This is a genomic window from Paenibacillus sophorae (assembly GCF_018966525.1).
In the GTDB taxonomy this organism is placed as follows: domain Bacteria; phylum Bacillota; class Bacilli; order Paenibacillales; family Paenibacillaceae; genus Paenibacillus_AQ; species Paenibacillus_AQ sophorae.
In genome coordinates, this window is the sequence record NZ_CP076607.1 from 1,412,667 (window position 1) to 1,430,901 (window position 18,235).

Consider the following 18,235-nt stretch of genomic DNA (forward strand, 5'->3'; position numbering starts at 1 on the left):
GGAGTGAAGAAAATGGAGGATACTCCGGGGCAAGCGCATGACGAGAAGCTTTCGGGAAGATTAGCCGGAGTGCAGAGACGGTTTCTGTTCAAGCTCGGCTTGGCAGACGTGCTTCGGTTTACGATGTTCGGCACGATGATTGTCGTGGTCAACGATGTGACGCGGCTCCCGCTGCAGATCCCGGGACACACAAGCATTTTCTGGATGGCGATTATGCTGCTGGGAGCAGGGCTGATTCCCAAATTTGGAGGCGGAATGATTATGGGGTCTGTCTCCGGCGTTTTGGCGGTAGTGCTTGGACTTGGCAAAGAGGGGGTCTTCATCTTCTTCAAATACTTTGTTCCCGGCTTAGTAGTAGACCTGCTTGCACCTGTGTTTTTCTATCAGCTGGCTAATCCGTTCGTCGGCATCATTTGCGGAGCTTTGTCCAGCCTGTCGAAGCTGCTTATATCTCTGCTCTTGGGTCTCCTGCTGAAGCTGCCGATGGGCTTTCTTGCTATGGGCTTGGGATATACATCCCTTACCCATGCCGCTTTCGGGGCCGCAGGGGGAGTGCTAGCCGTCTTCCTCATTAATCGGCTGAAGCCCAGACTGGTCAGATGGGAATAAAGCATGATTCAGGTGAGGGGAGTTTCCAAAACCGTTCATTCCGCAACCGGCGAGTCTGTTCCTATTTTGCAGGATGTATCCTTTCAAATTGGCGGAGGGGAGTTTGTCGGTCTGGCAGGCAGAAACGGGTCGGGCAAGACCACATTGGCTCGTATGTTGAACGGACTCCAGCAGCCAACTTCCGGTACAGTGCTGATCGACGGGTTTAATGCATCGGATCACTCCTGCCTGATGGATGTCCGGCGGCTGACGGGGATGGTTTTTCAACATCCGGACAATCAGATCGTCAGCTCCATCGTTGAGGAGGATGTCGCTTTCGGTCCGGAGAATTTGGGGCTTTCACAAGGTGAGGTGAAGGAACGCACCGACTGGGCGCTGCAGGTAACGGGCCTGACGAAGCTCCGTCATCGAAATCCGAATTTGCTGTCGGGGGGGCAGAAGCAGCGGGTGGCGATTGCCGGGGCTCTTGCGATGAGGCCGTCCCATCTCATCCTTGATGAACCGACCTCGATGCTTGATCCATGGGGCAGGGACGAATTGATGGAAACTTTACATAAGGTAAACCGCGAGCTTGGCGTAACCGTGCTGCTCATCTCCCACCATGTGGAAGATCTGCTGTGTACAGACCGCCTGATTGTACTGGAGCGGGGGAGGATAGCGATTGATGACGCACCGGAAGTCGTTTTTGCACAGGAAGAATCTCTTGCGGATTGGGGGATTGTTATGCCCGATGTCCCGTTTCTGATGCGGGGACTGGCAACCGAAGGGGTGAAGACCGATGCCTCGATTGTTAGTGTTGAAGGAATGGTGAAGTGGATATGCCGATTATTGAATTCCAGCATGTAAGTTACCGGTACGGCCGAGGCTCCTTGGATGAAAAAAAAGCGCTGAACGATATAACGTTCGCGGTGGAGCCGGGTGAGTTCATCGGCATCGTCGGTTCGAATGGCTCCGGCAAATCTACGCTTGTTCAGCACATGAACGGGCTTCTATGCCCGGATGAGGGACATGTAACGGTTTTGGGGAAGAAAACATCGGACAGACAGCACCGAAACGGACTTTGGAGAAAGGTGGGTCTGTTATTCCAATATCCGGAGCAGCAGCTATTTGAAGCGACTGTAATCGACGATGTTGCTTACGGACTGCGCAACATGGGGATGAAGCAGGCGGATGCGGCCGCAAGAGCGAGAGAGGCACTGTCTCTTGTCGGCCTTAACCCGGATGAGATCGGGGCTCTTCCCCCTCTGTCATTAAGCGGAGGACAACGACGCAGGGCGGCGATCGCCGGTGTGCTTGCAATGAAGCCGGATATCCTCATTCTTGATGAAGCGACGGCCGGTCTCGACGGGCCGGGAAAGTCCGATATTTTGTCTCTGGTCAAGCGGCTTCAGCAAGAGATGGGCATAACGGTTCTCATGATTTCCCACAGTATGCGGGAAGTGATGGCGCTAGCTGATAAGATCGCCGTGCTTGCAGATGGGCGGCTCGCGGCATGGGGCAGCGCCTCTGATGTGATGCGGGAAGAAATGATGAGCAGCAGCCCCGGTTTGTTTTTTTCGGAATATGCCCAGGTGATGATCAAGCTTGCGGAGTTGGGCCACCCGGTGAATACAGGCGTGCGGTCCCGGGAAGAAGCGCTGGAAGAATTGCTTACTTTGATAGGGAGGAAGGGACATGAAAGGGGTGAAGCTCGGGCAGTTCATGCAGGGAGATACGGTCGTTCACAGGCTTGATCCGCGAACGAAGATTATAGGCTGTCTCGCATTGACGTTTACCGTGCTGCTCAAGGCGGATGCATTCATCGTCTTGTTTGACGCGGCGCTGCTAGTGCTTGGTTTTCAGCTGGCGCATGTCCCTCTGAATCGAATGCTTCGGCGGTTACGCGGCTTGTGGCTGCTGCTCGGGCTATCATTCGTGCTTCAAGCGGTGATTACGGAGGGGGAAACGCTTCTTGCAGTGCATGGAGTGACCGTTACCAGGGAGGGCGTTATACAGGGCGGGCTAACGGTTTTTCGGCTTGCGGCGCTTCTGTTCAGCTCATGCCTTCTGACGATGACGACATCTCCCGTACAGCTTGCCTCCGGTCTGGAGAAGCTGCTGTTTCCTTTGTCCCGGATTGGTATACCCGTACATAAATTTGCGATGTTGATCAGCATTTCCTTGAGGTTCATTCCGGTGATGAGCGAGGAGGTGGAAATTGTGGCGCGTGCCCAGCGATCCCGCGGAGCTCCGCTTCATTCGAACCGGTTGTTGATCCGTATCAAAAGTGTGGCGGCAGTGCTGCTTCCTCTGCTGGCTGCTTCCCTGCAGCGGGCGGGAGATCTGGCTGTGGCTATGGAAAGCCGCTGTTACTGGGGAGGAGCGCATTTAAGCAGAGTACAGAGATTGCGGTACGGTAGAAAGGATTGCATCATGTTTGGAATTCTCGGGCTGCTGATCCTGTTGTCAGCTTGCCGGTAATAGGGGGATGTAGGTTATGCGATATACCTTAATGAAACGGTACATAGTGGCGGTTTTACTGCTTATGTGGATGGGCCTATCTGTACAGCCGGTTTACGCCGGTGATGGCGACGGCAGCGGAGCTGGCGGGGGAACTTCCGGGGCGAAGCCGCTGAAATTTGTCTCTGCAACGCTGGTAGACGAGAAGACAAGCATCGTTGATGCATCGGATATTCCGCTGAAGCCCAAGTTTCGGCTGTTGTTTGACAAGAACGTAGTGAACAGCACGGTGTGGGGAATTAACCGGGAGTGCTTCGCGCTCTCTTCGGACAATGGAGCAGTATCGATTGAAGTGACCAAAGTGGACGATACGATCGACCCTTCCCAGCGGCAGGCCGTATTTGTGGAGCCGGTCAATGCTCTGGCTCCCGGAGTAAGCTACAGCCTGAAGGTCGGACCTGAGCTGGTCGCCAAAAACGGGGTGTCCACCTTGGGCGGCACGACTTCAGGCCGTGGCGTAACGATTGCATTTACAACGAAGCGGGAGGAACGGGCACAGGCGACAGACGCTCCCGCCAAGGAGGAGCCGGTCGTTGCTCCGAGCCCTAAGGCAACAAGCGGTCCTGCCGGGCAGAAGGTGCAGAGCGGCGCAAATCCGAAGACGGCAAGCGCAAGCACCGCTCCTGGAGCTGCGTCCGGGCAGAAGACTAAGGCGCCTGCGGCGGGTGCAGCGGAAGTGACGGGAGAGAGCAAGAAGGCAAAGAGCGATCAGGCGCCTGCCGCCAGCAAGCCGGTAGGAAGTGGTGCTGCGGGGAACGGTATTGCCGCGAGTTCAGCGCCCGCCATTAAGAATTCCGGAAGTGAAACTGCTGGAAGCACGGCGGCCGCAAGTTTTCCCGCGCAGACAGCAAGACCGGCGGCGCAGGAGAGCCAGGCCACGGCTAGCGGGACGCAAGCAGCAGCAACTGCCTCTGCTTCTCTGCAAAGGCCGGAGGCCACTGAAGCGCCTGCGGCTGTACCGGCTCAGCCGGAAGATTTGCCGCAGCCTTCCGCAAAGGCCGGCACAGGAGAGACGGCTTTGGCTGAGCCGGAAGCAGCGGCAGCTCTTTCTGATACAGGAAGTGCCGATCCCCACTGGAGGCTGATGATGATCGTCCTGGTAGTGCTGGTCGCGGGATGGACGGCAGCGGAAATGCTGTATTTCCGGCGCAGACGGGCTGGTAAACGGTCAAGCAATCAGAATGATTCCTAGAATGGCGCAACAAGAGCTGTACCCATACGATGCTTCATCCGTTCGCTCTCTATATAGAGTGAACGGTGTTGATAGAACAAGCAATGAATACACAGGGGAGGAATGTGGGGGGAGAAAGATATATAGCAAGTGCTGTACTTAATCATTAATAGGATAGGGGGCAATTCCATGCAACATGGTTGGGGGAAGCGAAGAAGTTCAATTTTCAAGATGTTAATGGCGGTTGTGCTTGTATTTGTGGGTGTGGTTCCTTCAGGAAATGTGTTTGCAGCGGGGCTTAGTCTAACGAGCCTTAAGCTGAATAATTCAACTACTATGCAAACATCAGCGGACCCGGGAGTTAATGTAGACATTCCGCTGAGCGGCTATTTTTCAGCTGCATTTTCAAATTCAGTATTAGGATACGGCACGCCGCCGAACAAGAATTACACAATAGACAATAGATCAAAGGTAAAGCTGGAAAGGGTTGTTAACGGAAGCCGTGTTCCGGCGGAGATCAAGGTTGAGGACGGTTTAATGGGCCAGCCGTTAACATTGACATTCAATGGACTGGCGGCAGGAAGCCAATATATCTTGACGCTAATTGGAGATCATGGCGGAGTTAAGGGGATAACAGCCAATAATAATAACAATTCACTGGGCGCTGACATTGAAATCGGGTTTACAACTGTCGGACCAATAGCACCGTCCATACCATCGTTTACGGCGGCGACTCTGCTTGGAAATGAGCTGACGCTCAGAGGACTGCCGAATAACGCGGGCAATCTGGAATATTCGTACTCCAAAGACGGGACGAGCTACGGTGCATGGTCCGATCTGGCGGTAACGGGTACAACGGCAGCGCTGCAGGTCGTGAACGAATCGGATAACAGTTCCGTAACCAACTCGGTATATGCTCCGGTAACTCCGGAAATAAGTAAAGTGCAGGTGCGTGTCAAGGCTAATCCTGAACTGAATACCCCTGAAGGGGAAAGTGCCGTTCAAACGGTTACGACGACTCCTCCAACGCCTGGCACTCCATCCCTCACCGGAGCGGCTCTCTCCGGAACGGACCTAATCCTGAAAGGTCTTCCCGAGGGAGCAACGAATCTGGAATACAGCCTGGCTGAAGATGGAAGCAGCTTCGGTTCATGGAACAGTCTGGCCGCGCCGCAAACGGTAAGTGGAGCTACGTATGCTTATATCGATGCTTCGACTCTAAGTCTTACTTCAGGCGTAAGCCAGGTTAAAGTTCGCGCCAAGGCGGATGACGCCGCCAATGTTCCGGCAGGCGAGATTGCTTCGGCGCAGGTTCTGCTCTCATTGCAGGTGGAGACGCCGATTGAGGAAGGAAAGACGTATATTTTTGAATCCGGATTGAAGGTGCAGGCTGAGAAGCTGAATCCGGGGGTGAATACGATCACCGTTGAGGACGCCAGACCGAAGGTCCATCCTTATAATGATGATCCGGTATTTCCGCAGATTGAAGGAATAGGGCCGGTATATGGCGTTCTTCTCAAAGGCCCCGGCGAGCGCGGAACCAAAAAAGTAACGATGACGGTTCCGATCTCGAATGTCATTCCGGACAACATGCTGGCGAAGAGCGGGGTGTATGACGGAAGAAACCAGTTAATGCCTAACGGGATCGACGAGAACGGGCAGTCGGAGGCATGGACGTATCAGAACGATACGGACCGCTCCAAGGTGGACAACCGGATCCTTACCTTCTCCACCGATGACTTTACCGAAGCAGGCAAATATCATATGTACACTGTGTTATATGACCCACAGATTGCCAATCTTCCAGAGATTTATCCGCAGGGGTATGTGCAGGGGCCGGACGGAAGAATGGCCATCAAGCTTCAAATAAATCCAGGCGAGGACGGTACCGGGATTTCCGAATGGAACCTTTACAGGGATGACAAATTCATTGCTCAAATCGGTGACCGGACATCTTATATGGGGTTAAAAAGAGAAGATTTCGTCTATTACGATTACAATGTGGAGCCAGGGAAGGTTTACGAATATAAGGCAAGAAATTATGATGTCTATAATAATACCGAGCCCATTATTGAGTTATCACACCCGTTTCTTGCCGCTGCAATGACGGATGAGGAAATTGCCAATAAATTAAAAACGGATATTGAAAGCGGGACGTTACCGTTCCAGTATACGGAAGGCGATTCCCAACAATCCGTTACACAGGGCTTTTATCTGAATTTTAGAGCTCCTTCTGACTATAAGTATGATGATCTTGTAAATGTTAAATGGACGAGCGACCGGCCTGATATCATCCGGACAGATAATGTAATTGCGCATGTATTCAAGCCTCTGGACGCATCGGAAGCCGTTGTTCATTTAACCGGAACCGTAAAAATTGCGGGAAGAGAGGCGGCTGCGAAGCTTACTGTTCCTGTTACAGTCAAATGGACCGAGGAGGCTGTCATCGGGGGGATTGGGAATTTCACTGACGAAGACGCGGACCGGTACAGGGAAGAACTGATGGCTGCAATTGAGCGACCGGAAGTTAAGACGATTATTCTGAAAAATAGGGTTAATTTGAATTCAGATGTTAATCCAATAATAGACATTGATTTTAAAGGAAAAACAGTAAAGCTTGCTTCTTATCATAGTCAACCTGGGGATTCTCTGGGTGCGTATACAGGACTCTTTTTTACTATGGGTGACGGAAGCGCCATCCGAAATGTTGTCATTGATGCAAACGGAATGGAGTTAAATGCTCTAATAGAGGCTGCAGGGAAGGGCTCTTTGCTGGACAACGTAACATTAACCGGTATGGAAAATACCTTGTATGGTGTCAGAACATCACGGTATGACAGCCCCACAATTCGAAACAGCACGTTCGGTCCAGCCAAGCTAGCAGGCGTGTATGTAAAGCAATGGTCGGAAATCTCTTCCCCGGACGGTACGCTGACGATTGAAAATAGTACATTTGACGGTGCAGGAAAGCCCGGTTATGGTGTACTGGTGACTGGCGGCAAGACTGTCATTCGTGACAGCGAGATCAAAGGCTACCGGGGACAATTTGTTACCGGCTGGAACAGCGCTAATGAGTTTGACGGATATATTTGGAACTATAAGAAGATTCGTGACGGGTTTATGTCAGCAGGTGTATCCGTCCGGGAGCGGGGACAGATTGAAATGCACGGCAACCGGGTCTCGGATTCGGATACGGGGATTCAAGTGTGGACCGGAGAGCAGTATCGCTATCAGAAATGGGACAATAAGCAACAACAAAACGTGATTATAGGTCCCGAAACGGTGTACGCAACGGTGCATGGAACCCGGGTAACCGATGAGGCAACGGCGGCCGCGGCGGTTGAATCGCTGCAGGCGGATAATGATACGTCGGCCAGCAGCAAGGGTATCACCGTTAGTAATGCCCCCGACATGGATCATCCCGTTCTGTGGGCGCAGGCCAAAGATACCGTGTTCCGTATTCTAGACCAACAGCCGGCTCCGTATGCCAAGAGAGTACCGATAGACGGCAGCCTCTCGTTCAGTTTCTCCGAAGATATTAATCCGGCGACAGTTACCGGCGATACGGTGAAATTGACAAAATCCGGAAAGGTTGTTCTGGCTGAGGTTGCTTACGATCCGGAAACTCGTAAAGTTACACTTACACCAAAGGGCAAGCTGGGATATGGAACAACATACGCCCTAACGGTAACTAATGCCGTAGCAGATGGCGAAGGTCGCCATCTCCCAGTGAATTACAGTTGGAGCTTCGCGACCGCTCCGCTGGTTACTTTCCTGACACCAGCGGTTGGAAAAGATATTTCGTACGAGGTGGGTACGGATGCTGAACTGAAGATCAGCTTTGCCGCGCCTGTCAAACCGGGCAGCCTTTCGAACGGAGCGGATGTCATTCTGGAGCAGATCGGCACGGCTTCCAATCCGTCAGGTGGCGCCAAACGTATCCCGGCCGGTTATACGTTCAGCAACGATGGAACCGGACTTGTGCTGAAGCCGTCCAAACCGCTTGACGGCGGCGCATATTATAAGCTGACCGTATCGGGTAAGGTTACGGATGCGGACGGCAATGTGATGGGTACGGATTCAAGTGTGACTTTCTATACGAAGCCGGCAGCCTTTACCGATGAGATCAGCTTCACACGAAGCGATGTGCTTAACGCTCCGGTTACGGACAAGCTGGAGCCGGGCAAAGAATACTTGGTTACGGTCAAAGCAAAGAACATGAGCGACGCAATACTTCATGACGCGACTGTCTACCTTATTGCCCGGGGCGGGAAGGGGGCACGCCTGGAACATGGCGGAGAAGTCATTGCAACAAAGAGTATAAATACCGGCTCCTACCCGGGACCCGACAGATATCTTCCGAATTTCACTTTCCTTATTAAAGTGCCTGAAGATATCGAAGGAGACGTCTATGTCGATGTCATGATGCGTGAAAGCTCGAGCTACCGGAACAAGCCAAGAGTGCTGGCGGAGACGAAGCATTTAGTGCTTGGAGTCAACCACGAGGAAGGAAGGTAGCCCATGAAAAAAGTAGCCAGTGCTATTCTTGCTTTATGGATGACCTGTTTCTTTCTGGCTCAGCCGGTATGGGCCGATCCTACTGTGGAAATTGTCACCAATGGCGGGATTACGGCGTACAGCCCCGGCTATGTCATGGTCATTTCGGGGAAGGTAGCGGATGAAGACCTCCCGATGCCTAATACCGATGTGTTCATCCAGGTCTATCCGGATGGTAAGGAGAACAATGTTATCTTCTACTCGGGAACCAAGACGGATAGCAAAGGTTACTACAAGGCCATCTTCACCTTGCCATCAGGAAGCTCGCTTCCTGATGGTCAGTACAAGATAGCAGTGAACACGGCTCAGGCATCGGCCGAGCAATTGTTCTCAGTTCCCGTAGCCGCTCAAGGGCTGGAGTTTATGGGAAGTACCATCAAGGGGGCGGAGAACGGGTTTGTGGAGCCCGTCCCGGTGGATACCGATCAGATCGCCCTTGTATTTAACAGCAACGTGAACTTTTTTTACAACAAGAATTATCCCGATTTTGTGATCGGGAAGAATGACAATAACGAAGATTCCATCAAGCTCTTTAAGGGGAATACTCCGGAAGCCGCGCGTGTGGAGCTGATTGACAGCATGGCCAACAGCGGGGCGGTGGATTTAAGTTACTATCAAAAAGGCTCACAGACCGTATTGCAAGAGACGGACAGTAAGAAAATTGTCCTGCTTTCTCCGGAAAGCGGCCTGGAGCCCAATACGGATTACCGGATTTTTATCAGTAAAGATCTATGTTCCAACAACGGCAGCAAGCTTGGGCAGGATGTGACGCTTTCGTTCAAGACGGGAGAACGTACTGCGGTGAACCCGGGTCCCGGCGGTCCATCAGGCGATAACCCCGGCCCTGCCGATCCGTCAGATGACCAGCCGGGGACTCCCGAACAGAATGTTCCAGCGGTTCCCGAGAAGATCGTTCCGGCACCTGATTTAGGGAACATTGTTAATGACAACAATACGGTTACCCTTGATGTAGACGTGAATAAAGCAACCGATGTACTTAAAAATATCGGTGAAGCTTCTCTTGTAATCGATGTTTCTCAAGAAGCCGGAAAGGACAAAACGGTAAGCCTTCCCGCAGATGTCGTGGATTTGCTCAAGCAAATGAACAAGCTGACGATCATCAGAGATGGTGAGCTGTCGTTGTCGATTCCTCCGGAGGCGTTAATCCAGGGGAAGAAGATGACGTTTAGCAGCTCTCAAGTCTCCGGTGAGGCTCTAACGACGGCTCCTGCGGCAGCCAGACAAAAGGCGGTCTACTCGTTCAGCGCTTCGTCTGACGGGGTTCCGCTTCATAACTTCAACAAAGAGATCCGTGTGACGCTGCCCATTCCTGCAGGAACAGCCGATCAGGATAAATTGGGTGTGTACTACCTGAATGAAGCGTCCGGGCAGTGGGAGTATGTCGGCGGCCGGATTAAAGAGGGCAAATTGACCTTTGGAACCAGCCATTTCTCCACCTTCATGGTGGCGGAATCGGAGAAGACCTTTGCGGATATTCAATCCCACTGGGCCAAGAAGGAGATCGAAGTGATGGTAGCGCGTCATGTCATCAAGGGAATCAACGAAACCTCCTTTGCCCCTAAAAACAATATCACCCGTGCGGAGTTCGCGTCCCTGCTGTCCAGAGTGCTGAACCTTGCGGATGCGGCCTCAGGCAACGTTTTTCAGGATGTTTCAACTGGCGCGTGGTATGCAAGCGATGTGAACAAAGCCGTCAAGGCGGGAATCATTAAAGGATCGGACAGACGTTTCCGCCCTAGCGACAAGATTTCCCGACAGGAAATGGCTGTAATGATTGAGCGGGCGTACACCTATGCTGGAGGAAAGGTTAGCACGCTGAGCAATACGGCATTTACTGATAATGAACGCATCGGTGCATGGGCGAGTAATGCGGTGAAGAGCGTCTACACTCTGGGGATCATTAAAGGACGCCCGAACGGCAGCTTTGGCCCCGCGGACAATGCCAGCCGCGCCGAAGGCGCAGTCATGCTGAAATCGCTGATGGACAAGCTCGGTCTGTAAGATAGCAGAGAGCTGAAAGTTAAGAGTGAAGATGGATGGCCTGACGATTGAGAGGCCCCTTTCATGACAAAGAACCCTGCCACTACTGAAAAGTAGCTGGCAGGGTTCTTTTGTATCAATGCAATCCAGACTAAAAAGTTATGTCTGCTCCTGATCAAGAACCTGATTCCTACTCCTTCGCCAGACGTTCAGCTCGATGACGGCAGGCTCTTTTTTTCAACTTTCTTCAATTGCTCGTGTTTAAAAAGCACCATATTCATGATAAAGTCCTTATCTTCTCTGGAGAAGTCCCTGTACATCAGAATAAGCTGTTCTTCTTCTTTCGTCGCGTTCATATATAGCGCTTTCTTAAATTCTTCACCCAAATTAATGACACCAGGATCCTGGATAGCAGAAATATCAGCCCTGCCTGCATCTTCAGGAACATGCTCTTGGCCGGTCAGCAGCCAGTCAGCAGACACGTCGAAAAAGGAGCACAACGCTATTATCGTATCAGCGGCCGGCGAGACTCGGTCTTTCTCGTAGTTGCTGATATTCCCTCTTGAAACCCCGGTTTCATTCGCGACTTGCTGCTGTGATAAATCGAGAGTTTCCCTCAAGTATTTAAGTCTTTGTCCTATAGTTTCCATCGAATCACTCCCGGAAATGAATCTTGTCAATGTACTAAATATCATTAAATAGTGCTAATTATAATAAAACAGCTTTAAAATAAGCGAAATATATTGAAATAGCTTAATATTAAGCGTATAATAGCAATATAAGCCTAATCAATTCTCTTTATACATACTGGTTATGCTGAATGCTCCTTGAAAGCTGAATATTGTACAAATCAGTTCCTCATGCCATATCCGGTGCAGGAAAGGCAGAAATGTATCCAATCTAAACGATAACAGGAGGAACAATATATTATGTTAACCGTTAATAAAAAGAAAGTAAAACGCAATCTGGCAACGCTCATGCTTGCAGCCATTGGCACAGTTACGATATTCTCCCAGTCGGCCTTTGCCCTTAACGCCCAGAGCAATGCAAACTTTTTGTTCAGAGGTGTCCAGGTTCTCGATGACGATGAAGTTGTCGTCTATCTGGACAAAGGGACTTCGTCCATATCCAAGGATATGTTTAAAATTTATGAAGGGATCGGCACGGGCGGAACGCCAATCAGCATCACAGGAATTTCGTCCTACTCTTCTCCGTACAACCTGAGCGTCTCCGGTTATGCTCCGGGATCAAGCTATATTCTCACTACCGCCAGCGGCACTTTTGACGAGAAAGAAGAGTACACCATTGAAGCAAGCTCCACGGTTCGCGCGGGTAATGGGCTGACCCTGGGAGATGCATTGCAACGGAAAAATCCAGTCATCTCTTTCGTTCGTCCTGATTCCAGCAGCGATTACGGTACTGGCAATATAAACATGTGGACATTCATGGACTCGCAGAATAACGGGAATATTGCAAGGGATGGGGGCTTGTATATCTCCCTCAGCAAGCCTGCCAGCAATGCAAGCGCAGTGCTAAGCGGTTTGAAATTGTATAAAAATACGGGCAGCGGCTACACCGAAGTCACTTATGACAATCCGAGCAGTCCGACAACGACTGCTGATGTATTTCAGCCGGTAAAATCGAATCAGGACGACTTCTTCTACATCCCTCTGAGCATAGCCGGAAACGGGACTGGCGCCCAGAAAAATCTGCTGCCTGGTACAGCTTACAGGCTCGATATTCCTGAAATCCCTCTGAAGGGTGGTGGAGAAATTACAAATGGTCTTGATCCTAATGGAATCACTAGTATTTATTTTACAACGATGAGCGGAGCAAACCCAACAAAAATGAACTCTACGCCATCCGCCTCAGTTACGGGCAGTAGTGTTAATCTGTCCTGGACGGCTACCAGCGATCTGGGTACCAGTCCTGATATTGTAGGCGCTGCCGCAACCGGGTATAACGTTTACCATAGCACCAACAAGTATTTTGGATTCACGAAGGTGAACTCTTCAGCAATTAGCGGTACGAGCTACAGCGCGGGCAGCTATGCTTCCGGTACGCATTATTTCCGGATTACCCCAATCGCCAACGGATATGAAGGCGGGTACTCCAACGACGTTGTGGTTACCATCCCTTAAGTTCCGGAAGTAAATAAAAAAATATCCCCGTAAGCATTCGCACTGCTTATGGGGAAGCTTAGAAATATTATTATTCTGCTGTATATTATAGCAAAATTATGGCTTGATGTTAATATCTCGCATGATGAAAATCACGCATGAAGATAGCTAACACCCTGCACCGGATATGTCATGAGCAACTGATGATTGCTGATCTTGCGCAACGCTTTTTGAACTGATGACATCTGTGCTGGTCCCCAGAATACCGGCGATCAGCACCTCTCCGGCTCTGATGGGAGCGTTCACCTGAAGTTCCTTGACCAGCCGCATCCATTCACTAATCCGTTCCTTCGGCAGCGGCCCGCTGGAGCGAACTGGAAGGCGTTTGCAGACACCGCCCTCAATTGGAACCGTAGTTGTCACGATGCGGGAGGGGCAGATGGTTTCATCATGCGCATACCGTTTTCCCCGTTCGCAGGAATACCCGGATATGTAGGTTACAACCTCATCGAGCGTATAAACGTCCAAGGCGCATTCTTTGGGGCAGACAATGCAGGTAAGAGTACTCTGTTTCATCATCTGGCGATATGCCTCCCGTCTTGATGCCCTAAATCGAGCCCCGTTCGGCGGCTCTCGTCAAGGATGAAGCTGGCGGCGGAACGTCCGGCCAATCTTCCCTGGATGGTGACATAATCGGCCAGACTGTGGATGGACACCGCGTTCCCGCAAGCAAAGATTCCCTCAGTATCTGTCTGCATTCGCTCGTCAACGGCCAGTCCGTAATTGTCTTCGTTAATGGCAATCCCGGCTTGAAGGGCCAGCTCATTCTCCGGAATGAGGCCGACGGAGACGAGCAGCGCGTCGCACTGAATAAGCGTTTCTGTACCCGCAATTGGCTGCATCCGGCTGTCCACCTGCGCAAGCTGGACACCCTCTAGCCGGTCCTTCCCGATCGTGGAAGTGACGGTATGGCTGAGAAGGAGGGGGATGCCGAAATCGTCGAGGCATTGAATCACATTGCGGCCCAGACCGGAAGGAGCGGGCATGGCTTCGACAACAGCGACAACCTCGCTACCTTCAAGCGTCAATCGGCGGGCCATAATAAGCCCGACATCGCCTGATCCAAGGATGACCACACGCTTGCCGATGCGATAGCCTTCCAGATTCATATAACGCTGAGCGCTGCCGGCTGTGAAAATTCCGGCCGGGCGGTCGCCCGGGATGCCGATGGCTTCCCGCGTTCGCTCACGGCAGCCGGTAGCCAGCACGAGCGCATCCGCTTGAATATCCATGAACCCGTCGGCAGCATTGACTGCCTTGACGGTTCGCTTCCCCGATATTTCAAGCACGGTTGTATCTGTCTTGCACACAATATCCGACTGCCTGACGGATTCAATGAAGCGTTCCGCGTATTCGGGTCCGGTCAGTTCCTCCTTGAAGAGATGCAGGCCGAATCCGCTGTGGACACACTGCTGCAGAATTCCGCCTAATTCCCGTTCTCGTTCCAATAGGATAATGCGCCCTATTCCACTCTTTTTCGCTTCCAGCGCGGCAGCCAATCCCGCAGGGCCGCCGCCGATGACCGCAAGCTCAAACTGTTCCATCTATTGCCTCCCGTCCGCCAGTTAAGGCATTGAATCAGACAAAAGCTCTGACCCGTTATTTTCATATAATACCTGCTCCATCTGCTGGCCTAGTTCCTGAGACAACAAGCTTGTAACCTTCGGCCCGCAGAAGCCGCCCTGACATCTGCCCATCCCGGCTCTCGTCCTGAGCTTAACGCCATTAACGGAACATGCTCCCGGTACACGGCTGATGGATTCGCGGATTTCCCCTTCGGTGACCTGCTCACATCTGCATACGATACGTCCGTATCCGGGATGCTGCTGAATCCATTGGTTCCTCTCGCCGTCCGGTATGGACTTGAAAGAGACGATGCTGCCGCGATTCGGAACAAAGGCGGGGTTGCGTTCCAGGGCAAGCCCTATTCTGCCATAAATGGAAGCGATCATGTCCGCGATGTGGGAAGCGATTGCCGGAGAGCAGGTCAAGCCGGGGTTGTTGATGCCGGCGGCATGAACCAATCCTTTCATCTCGTCCGATTCTTGGATCAGGAAATCGCCTGCGCTGCATTTGGCCTTTAGTCCCGCAAAGGAGCGGATGACCAGCTGCTCTGGAATGTGCCGAGAGATTTTATGAGCCGATTTCATCAGCTTTTCCATTTGTACGGCCGTCGTTTTTTTGCTCGTCCTGTCTTCGGTTGGCTCCATGCTTGGCCCGATCATCACGTTGCCGTGCATTGTGGGAATGAGGAAGACGCTTTTTTCTTTCTCGGACTTGCAGTGGGCTACGATGTGGCTGATCTGAAACTTGGCGCTGCGGTCGAGCACGGCGTATTGTCCACGCTTCGGCAGGATGGAAAAAGAGTCTGAACCCGCCATACGGTTAATAAGGTCCGTATTGATCCCGGCACAGTTGATGACGGCCTTCGCTTCCAGTGTGCCGCCCGCAGTTTCAACTGCGATTCCGTCCTCCAGCGTCGCAAGTCCGGTCACTTCTGTATTCAGCTTAAACTCCACACCGTTCGCAGCGGCGTTCTCCGCCAGCGCGAAGCACAGCTCCCACGGATCAACGATTCCGCATCCCGGATTGAGCAGAGCCGACCTTACCCCTTCATTCAGGGATGGCTCGCGCTGCAATGCTTCTTCTCTGCCGAGGATGCGGACGCCGGTAATGCCGTTGGCAGCAGCTCTTTTGCGAAGCTCCTCGATGGCGGCATCGTCTTCCTCGTCGAATCCGGCAATCAGCATGTCAACGGGTTTGAAGGCAACATCAAGCTCCCGGCATAGCCCCTCGAACATTTCCCTGCCCTGCAGAGTCAGCCGCCCCTTCAGCTTGTCCGGCCGGGCGGTGTGCCCATTGTAGACGATGCCGCTGTTGGCCTTCGTTGCCCCGCAGGCAATCTCATTATTTTTCTCAAACACGGCGATGCGAAGCTTATATTTGGACAGTTCTCTGGCAACCGCGGTTCCTACAATTCCAGCGCCTATGATGACGATATCGTACATGCGGTCCTTCATCCTTTCTGTGAGCTAATCGGTTGTTTCCGGCTTGCCAGCCATACAATGGAAAGAATCTCTTGTCCAGCGCCGAAAATAACAGTTTAGGCAGGATACAGGTTCGTCCGACACCCATTCCTCTTCCACATCGGGACGAAAGGAGCGACAGCGCGATGCTTGTTCCACAGCCTGATGCTTTACGGATAAATAGGGGTCACGCTCGCTCCCGGTCATTGGCCTGTCCTCTGAAGCAGGTGAATCTGCTCTTTGGAGCAGGTTTTCCAGACGGGCGCTTGATCCGCAGTTTCCAGCAATTGAACAGGAATGACCGCTTTGCCTTCGGATAAAATGGATTTCACCATATTCCCCAAGACCACTGTTGCTTTGCCTTCCAGAAGGGCTCCGTCAAGGCTTTTGATCTGGTCTACTTTAGCGAGCGCGCAAAGCTCGGCTGCTGTAAGGATTGTTCCCGGCTCTCCGACTTTATGCTTATCTTTGAACGACCCGTCGTTGCCCCCGAGACGGAGTCCCGCTCCGGCCATCGCCCCGATTATGCCTTGTCCGGTTCCGCCGTGTTCCGACAAGTGAATGCCAAGCTCTGAGGCCAGTGCGTATGCACCATTCTTGTCCAGCACTTCCCGCTTGGCGAGATAACCGTAGCCGATTAACCGCACAGGGTCTGCAAGCCGATCCGGGACTACCACGCAAAGGCCGGGATCAGCCTCCGGCTCGCTCTCCGTTTCCAAATGCCGGGCGCTGAAATCAATGACAGCCTGAAGATACTGAGGATCAATATCCGCTTCAAAACACATGGAGCTGTTATGTGAGGTATAAGGAATGTCCTCATGGAGCAGGAGCTGATGCCGGGTAATTCTGCTGGATGCCCCCCAGCCGTTCGACTTAATGGCTCGGGATATATTTTTGGCCAAATCGCCTGTACCCTTAATTCCTTTGGTCGTAAAATTATCCGTATCGTCAATACTCAACAATATTCGCATGAGGTTCTTTCCTTCCATAACTTTATTATTAAAGATATATAAATATATTTAGATATATTTAGGTATGAATTATATCAACAAATCCGGAGCCCAGAAGTGATAAGTTGCAACGGACACAATAATGTAATAAATAATGCAAATGCCAGTGGAATAATTCAGATAACCTGATAATTGTTCAGAGCTATATAGGAAGCCACTGAACACATGCTGCAACTTTATAAAGGAAAATTTTCTATAATTTATTTTCGGGATATGGATAAACTTCGGAGATAAAGAATTCCTATAAGTATGGAGAGGATTGTCAAAAAACGAACATTTGAACGAGACGGTATGATAATGTTCGTGTTTAAGTTGACATACGGTGTAGGGGGTTGTTAAACTGAAGGCATCAACAGCTCGTATAAATCCGGAAATAAGGTCCGGAAGTTTCTACCTGGGAACCGTAAATTTCCGGACTACGGGGAATTGAAAGACAAAAGGCGACATCGCTTGCGGCTTGTCCGGAAGAATCGATGCTGCCCTTTTTCCTGTCTCGCCCCGAGGGGAGTGCCCGGAAAATGTCCTTGATTCCCGTCTGGTAGTCCGAATTTCCCGCAAAATATGTTTGGGAATCGGGCTTTTTTTGTGCGAATTATGGAAAACTATAGCGAAATGGGTCAAGATAGGAACTGGAGCTGAATTATCATTTCAATGAACGGAAGGCAGGTTGAATCATGTCGGTGCAGGTAGCTGTTATTATGGGCAGCAAATCGGACTGGGAAACAATGAAGCATGCATGCGAGGTGCTGGAGGAACTGAAGATCCCCTATGAGAAAAAGGTCGTATCCGCACACCGCACGCCGGATCTCATGTTCCGATTTGCGGAGGAGGCTGCGGAGCGGGGCCTTCGCGTCATTATCGCGGGCGCCGGAGGCGCGGCGCATCTGCCGGGCATGGTAGCCGCGAAGACGATCCTGCCCGTTATCGGTGTGCCGGTGCAATCGAAGGCGCTGAACGGGCTCGATTCGCTGCTCTCGATCGTGCAGATGCCGGGTGGCATACCGGTCGCGACGGTAGCGATCGGCAAGGCCGGCGCGGTGAACGCCGGGCTGCTGGCCGCCCAAATCATCGGCGCATTCGATCCTGACGTGCGCCGCCGGGCGCAAAATCGCCGGGATGCGATTCGCGACGAAGTGCTGGAAGGCAGCGACGATCTATGAGCGGCGGAATCAGCGGAGGAGC

The 18,235-nt window shown here is 51.9% G+C and carries 14 protein-coding genes and 1 riboswitch; of the genes, 9 read left to right on the top strand and 5 right to left on the bottom strand.

All coding sequences use genetic code 11. The annotated features are described in order from the left end of the window. Positions 1-12: 12 nt before the first annotated feature. From KP014_RS06670 to KP014_RS06700, 7 genes are all read left to right on the top strand, one after another. Positions 13-609, top strand: coding sequence for an ECF transporter S component (locus KP014_RS06670; RefSeq protein ID WP_051500296.1), 597 nt, complete (start codon positions 13-15; stop codon positions 607-609). Between the two features lie 3 nt (positions 610-612). After that, on the top strand, positions 613-1,455 hold the full coding sequence (locus KP014_RS06675; RefSeq protein WP_036598135.1) for an ATP-binding cassette domain-containing protein: 843 nt from the start codon (positions 613-615) through the stop codon (positions 1,453-1,455). Beyond that, positions 1,428-2,342, top strand: coding sequence for an ATP-binding cassette domain-containing protein (locus KP014_RS06680; RefSeq protein WP_051500295.1), 915 nt, complete (start codon positions 1,428-1,430; stop codon positions 2,340-2,342). The genes KP014_RS06675 and KP014_RS06680 overlap by 28 nt, the downstream gene beginning before the upstream one ends. Continuing rightward, positions 2,284-3,069, top strand: a complete 786-nt coding sequence (locus tag KP014_RS06685; RefSeq protein WP_090834416.1) for an energy-coupling factor transporter transmembrane component T family protein — start codon at positions 2,284-2,286, stop codon at positions 3,067-3,069. The genes KP014_RS06680 and KP014_RS06685 overlap by 59 nt, the downstream gene beginning before the upstream one ends. 16 nt (positions 3,070-3,085) lie before the next feature. Then, positions 3,086-4,300: a hypothetical protein gene (locus KP014_RS06690; RefSeq protein WP_090834415.1), complete on the top strand. Its 1,215-nt coding sequence runs from the start codon at positions 3,086-3,088 to the stop codon at positions 4,298-4,300. A 168-nt stretch (positions 4,301-4,468) separates the two neighbouring features. Continuing rightward, the gene (locus KP014_RS06695) at positions 4,469-8,797 is read left to right on the top strand and encodes an Ig-like domain-containing protein (protein ID WP_036599786.1); all 4,329 of its coding nucleotides are present in this window, start codon (positions 4,469-4,471) and stop codon (positions 8,795-8,797) included. Positions 8,798-8,800: 3 nt separating this feature from the next. Then, positions 8,801-10,858, top strand: a complete 2,058-nt coding sequence (locus KP014_RS06700) for an S-layer homology domain-containing protein (RefSeq protein ID WP_036599783.1) — start codon at positions 8,801-8,803, stop codon at positions 10,856-10,858. A 188-nt stretch (positions 10,859-11,046) separates the two neighbouring features. On the opposite strand, the gene KP014_RS06705 is transcribed toward KP014_RS06700, so the two are convergent. Continuing rightward, positions 11,047-11,487 (bottom strand): helix-turn-helix domain-containing protein, encoded by a 441-nt coding sequence (locus KP014_RS06705; protein ID WP_051500393.1) that lies wholly within the window; start codon positions 11,485-11,487, stop codon positions 11,047-11,049. A 279-nt stretch (positions 11,488-11,766) separates the two neighbouring features. On the opposite strand from KP014_RS06705, the gene KP014_RS06710 reads away from it, so the two are divergent. Further along, on the top strand, positions 11,767-12,978 hold the full coding sequence (locus KP014_RS06710) for a fibronectin type III domain-containing protein (RefSeq protein ID WP_036599780.1): 1,212 nt from the start codon (positions 11,767-11,769) through the stop codon (positions 12,976-12,978). Between the two features lie 147 nt (positions 12,979-13,125). On the opposite strand, the gene KP014_RS06715 is transcribed toward KP014_RS06710, so the two are convergent. The 4 genes from KP014_RS06715 to KP014_RS06730 all read right to left on the bottom strand — a co-directional run bounded on the left by KP014_RS06715 (position 13,126) and on the right by KP014_RS06730 (position 17,014). Further along, positions 13,126-13,536 (bottom strand): DUF1667 domain-containing protein, encoded by a 411-nt coding sequence (locus KP014_RS06715; protein WP_051500392.1) that lies wholly within the window; start codon positions 13,534-13,536, stop codon positions 13,126-13,128. Beyond that, positions 13,533-14,561 carry an NAD(P)/FAD-dependent oxidoreductase gene (locus KP014_RS06720; protein WP_051500391.1) on the bottom strand — a complete coding sequence of 343 codons (1,029 nt, stop codon included), beginning with the start codon at positions 14,559-14,561 and terminating at the stop codon, positions 13,533-13,535. The genes KP014_RS06715 and KP014_RS06720 overlap by 4 nt, the downstream gene beginning before the upstream one ends. 21 nt (positions 14,562-14,582) lie before the next feature. Next, positions 14,583-16,037, bottom strand: a complete 1,455-nt coding sequence (locus KP014_RS06725) for an NAD(P)/FAD-dependent oxidoreductase (protein WP_090834413.1) — start codon at positions 16,035-16,037, stop codon at positions 14,583-14,585. 209 nt (positions 16,038-16,246) lie between these two features. Continuing rightward, on the bottom strand, positions 16,247-17,014 hold the full coding sequence (locus tag KP014_RS06730; protein ID WP_036599773.1) for a hypothetical protein: 768 nt from the start codon (positions 17,012-17,014) through the stop codon (positions 16,247-16,249). A gap of 376 nt (positions 17,015-17,390) precedes the next feature. After that, a riboswitch (purine riboswitch) is annotated at positions 17,391-17,492 on the top strand. Positions 17,493-17,727: 235 nt separating this feature from the next. Here KP014_RS06730 and purE point away from each other — a divergent pair. Further along, positions 17,728-18,213: a 5-(carboxyamino)imidazole ribonucleotide mutase gene (gene purE / locus KP014_RS06735; RefSeq protein ID WP_036599770.1), complete on the top strand. Its 486-nt coding sequence runs from the start codon at positions 17,728-17,730 to the stop codon at positions 18,211-18,213. Positions 18,214-18,235: the final 22 nt, after the last annotated feature.

Coding starts and splice junctions, on each gene's coding strand:
- KP014_RS06670 (WP_051500296.1), top strand. CDS start 13: ATGGAGGATACTCCGGGGCAAGCGCATGACGAGAAGCTTTCGGGAAGA.
- KP014_RS06675 (WP_036598135.1), top strand. CDS start 613: ATGATTCAGGTGAGGGGAGTTTCCAAAACCGTTCATTCCGCAACCGGC.
- KP014_RS06680 (WP_051500295.1), top strand. CDS start 1,428: ATGCCGATTATTGAATTCCAGCATGTAAGTTACCGGTACGGCCGAGGC.
- KP014_RS06685 (WP_090834416.1), top strand. CDS start 2,284: ATGAAAGGGGTGAAGCTCGGGCAGTTCATGCAGGGAGATACGGTCGTT.
- KP014_RS06690 (WP_090834415.1), top strand. CDS start 3,086: ATGCGATATACCTTAATGAAACGGTACATAGTGGCGGTTTTACTGCTT.
- KP014_RS06695 (WP_036599786.1), top strand. CDS start 4,469: ATGCAACATGGTTGGGGGAAGCGAAGAAGTTCAATTTTCAAGATGTTA.
- KP014_RS06700 (WP_036599783.1), top strand. CDS start 8,801: ATGAAAAAAGTAGCCAGTGCTATTCTTGCTTTATGGATGACCTGTTTC.
- KP014_RS06705 (WP_051500393.1), bottom strand. CDS start 11,487: ATGGAAACTATAGGACAAAGACTTAAATACTTGAGGGAAACTCTCGAT.
- KP014_RS06710 (WP_036599780.1), top strand. CDS start 11,767: ATGTTAACCGTTAATAAAAAGAAAGTAAAACGCAATCTGGCAACGCTC.
- KP014_RS06715 (WP_051500392.1), bottom strand. CDS start 13,536: ATGATGAAACAGAGTACTCTTACCTGCATTGTCTGCCCCAAAGAATGC.
- KP014_RS06720 (WP_051500391.1), bottom strand. CDS start 14,561: ATGGAACAGTTTGAGCTTGCGGTCATCGGCGGCGGCCCTGCGGGATTG.
- KP014_RS06725 (WP_090834413.1), bottom strand. CDS start 16,037: ATGAAGGACCGCATGTACGATATCGTCATCATAGGCGCTGGAATTGTA.
- KP014_RS06730 (WP_036599773.1), bottom strand. CDS start 17,014: ATGCGAATATTGTTGAGTATTGACGATACGGATAATTTTACGACCAAA.
- purE (WP_036599770.1), top strand. CDS start 17,728: ATGTCGGTGCAGGTAGCTGTTATTATGGGCAGCAAATCGGACTGGGAA.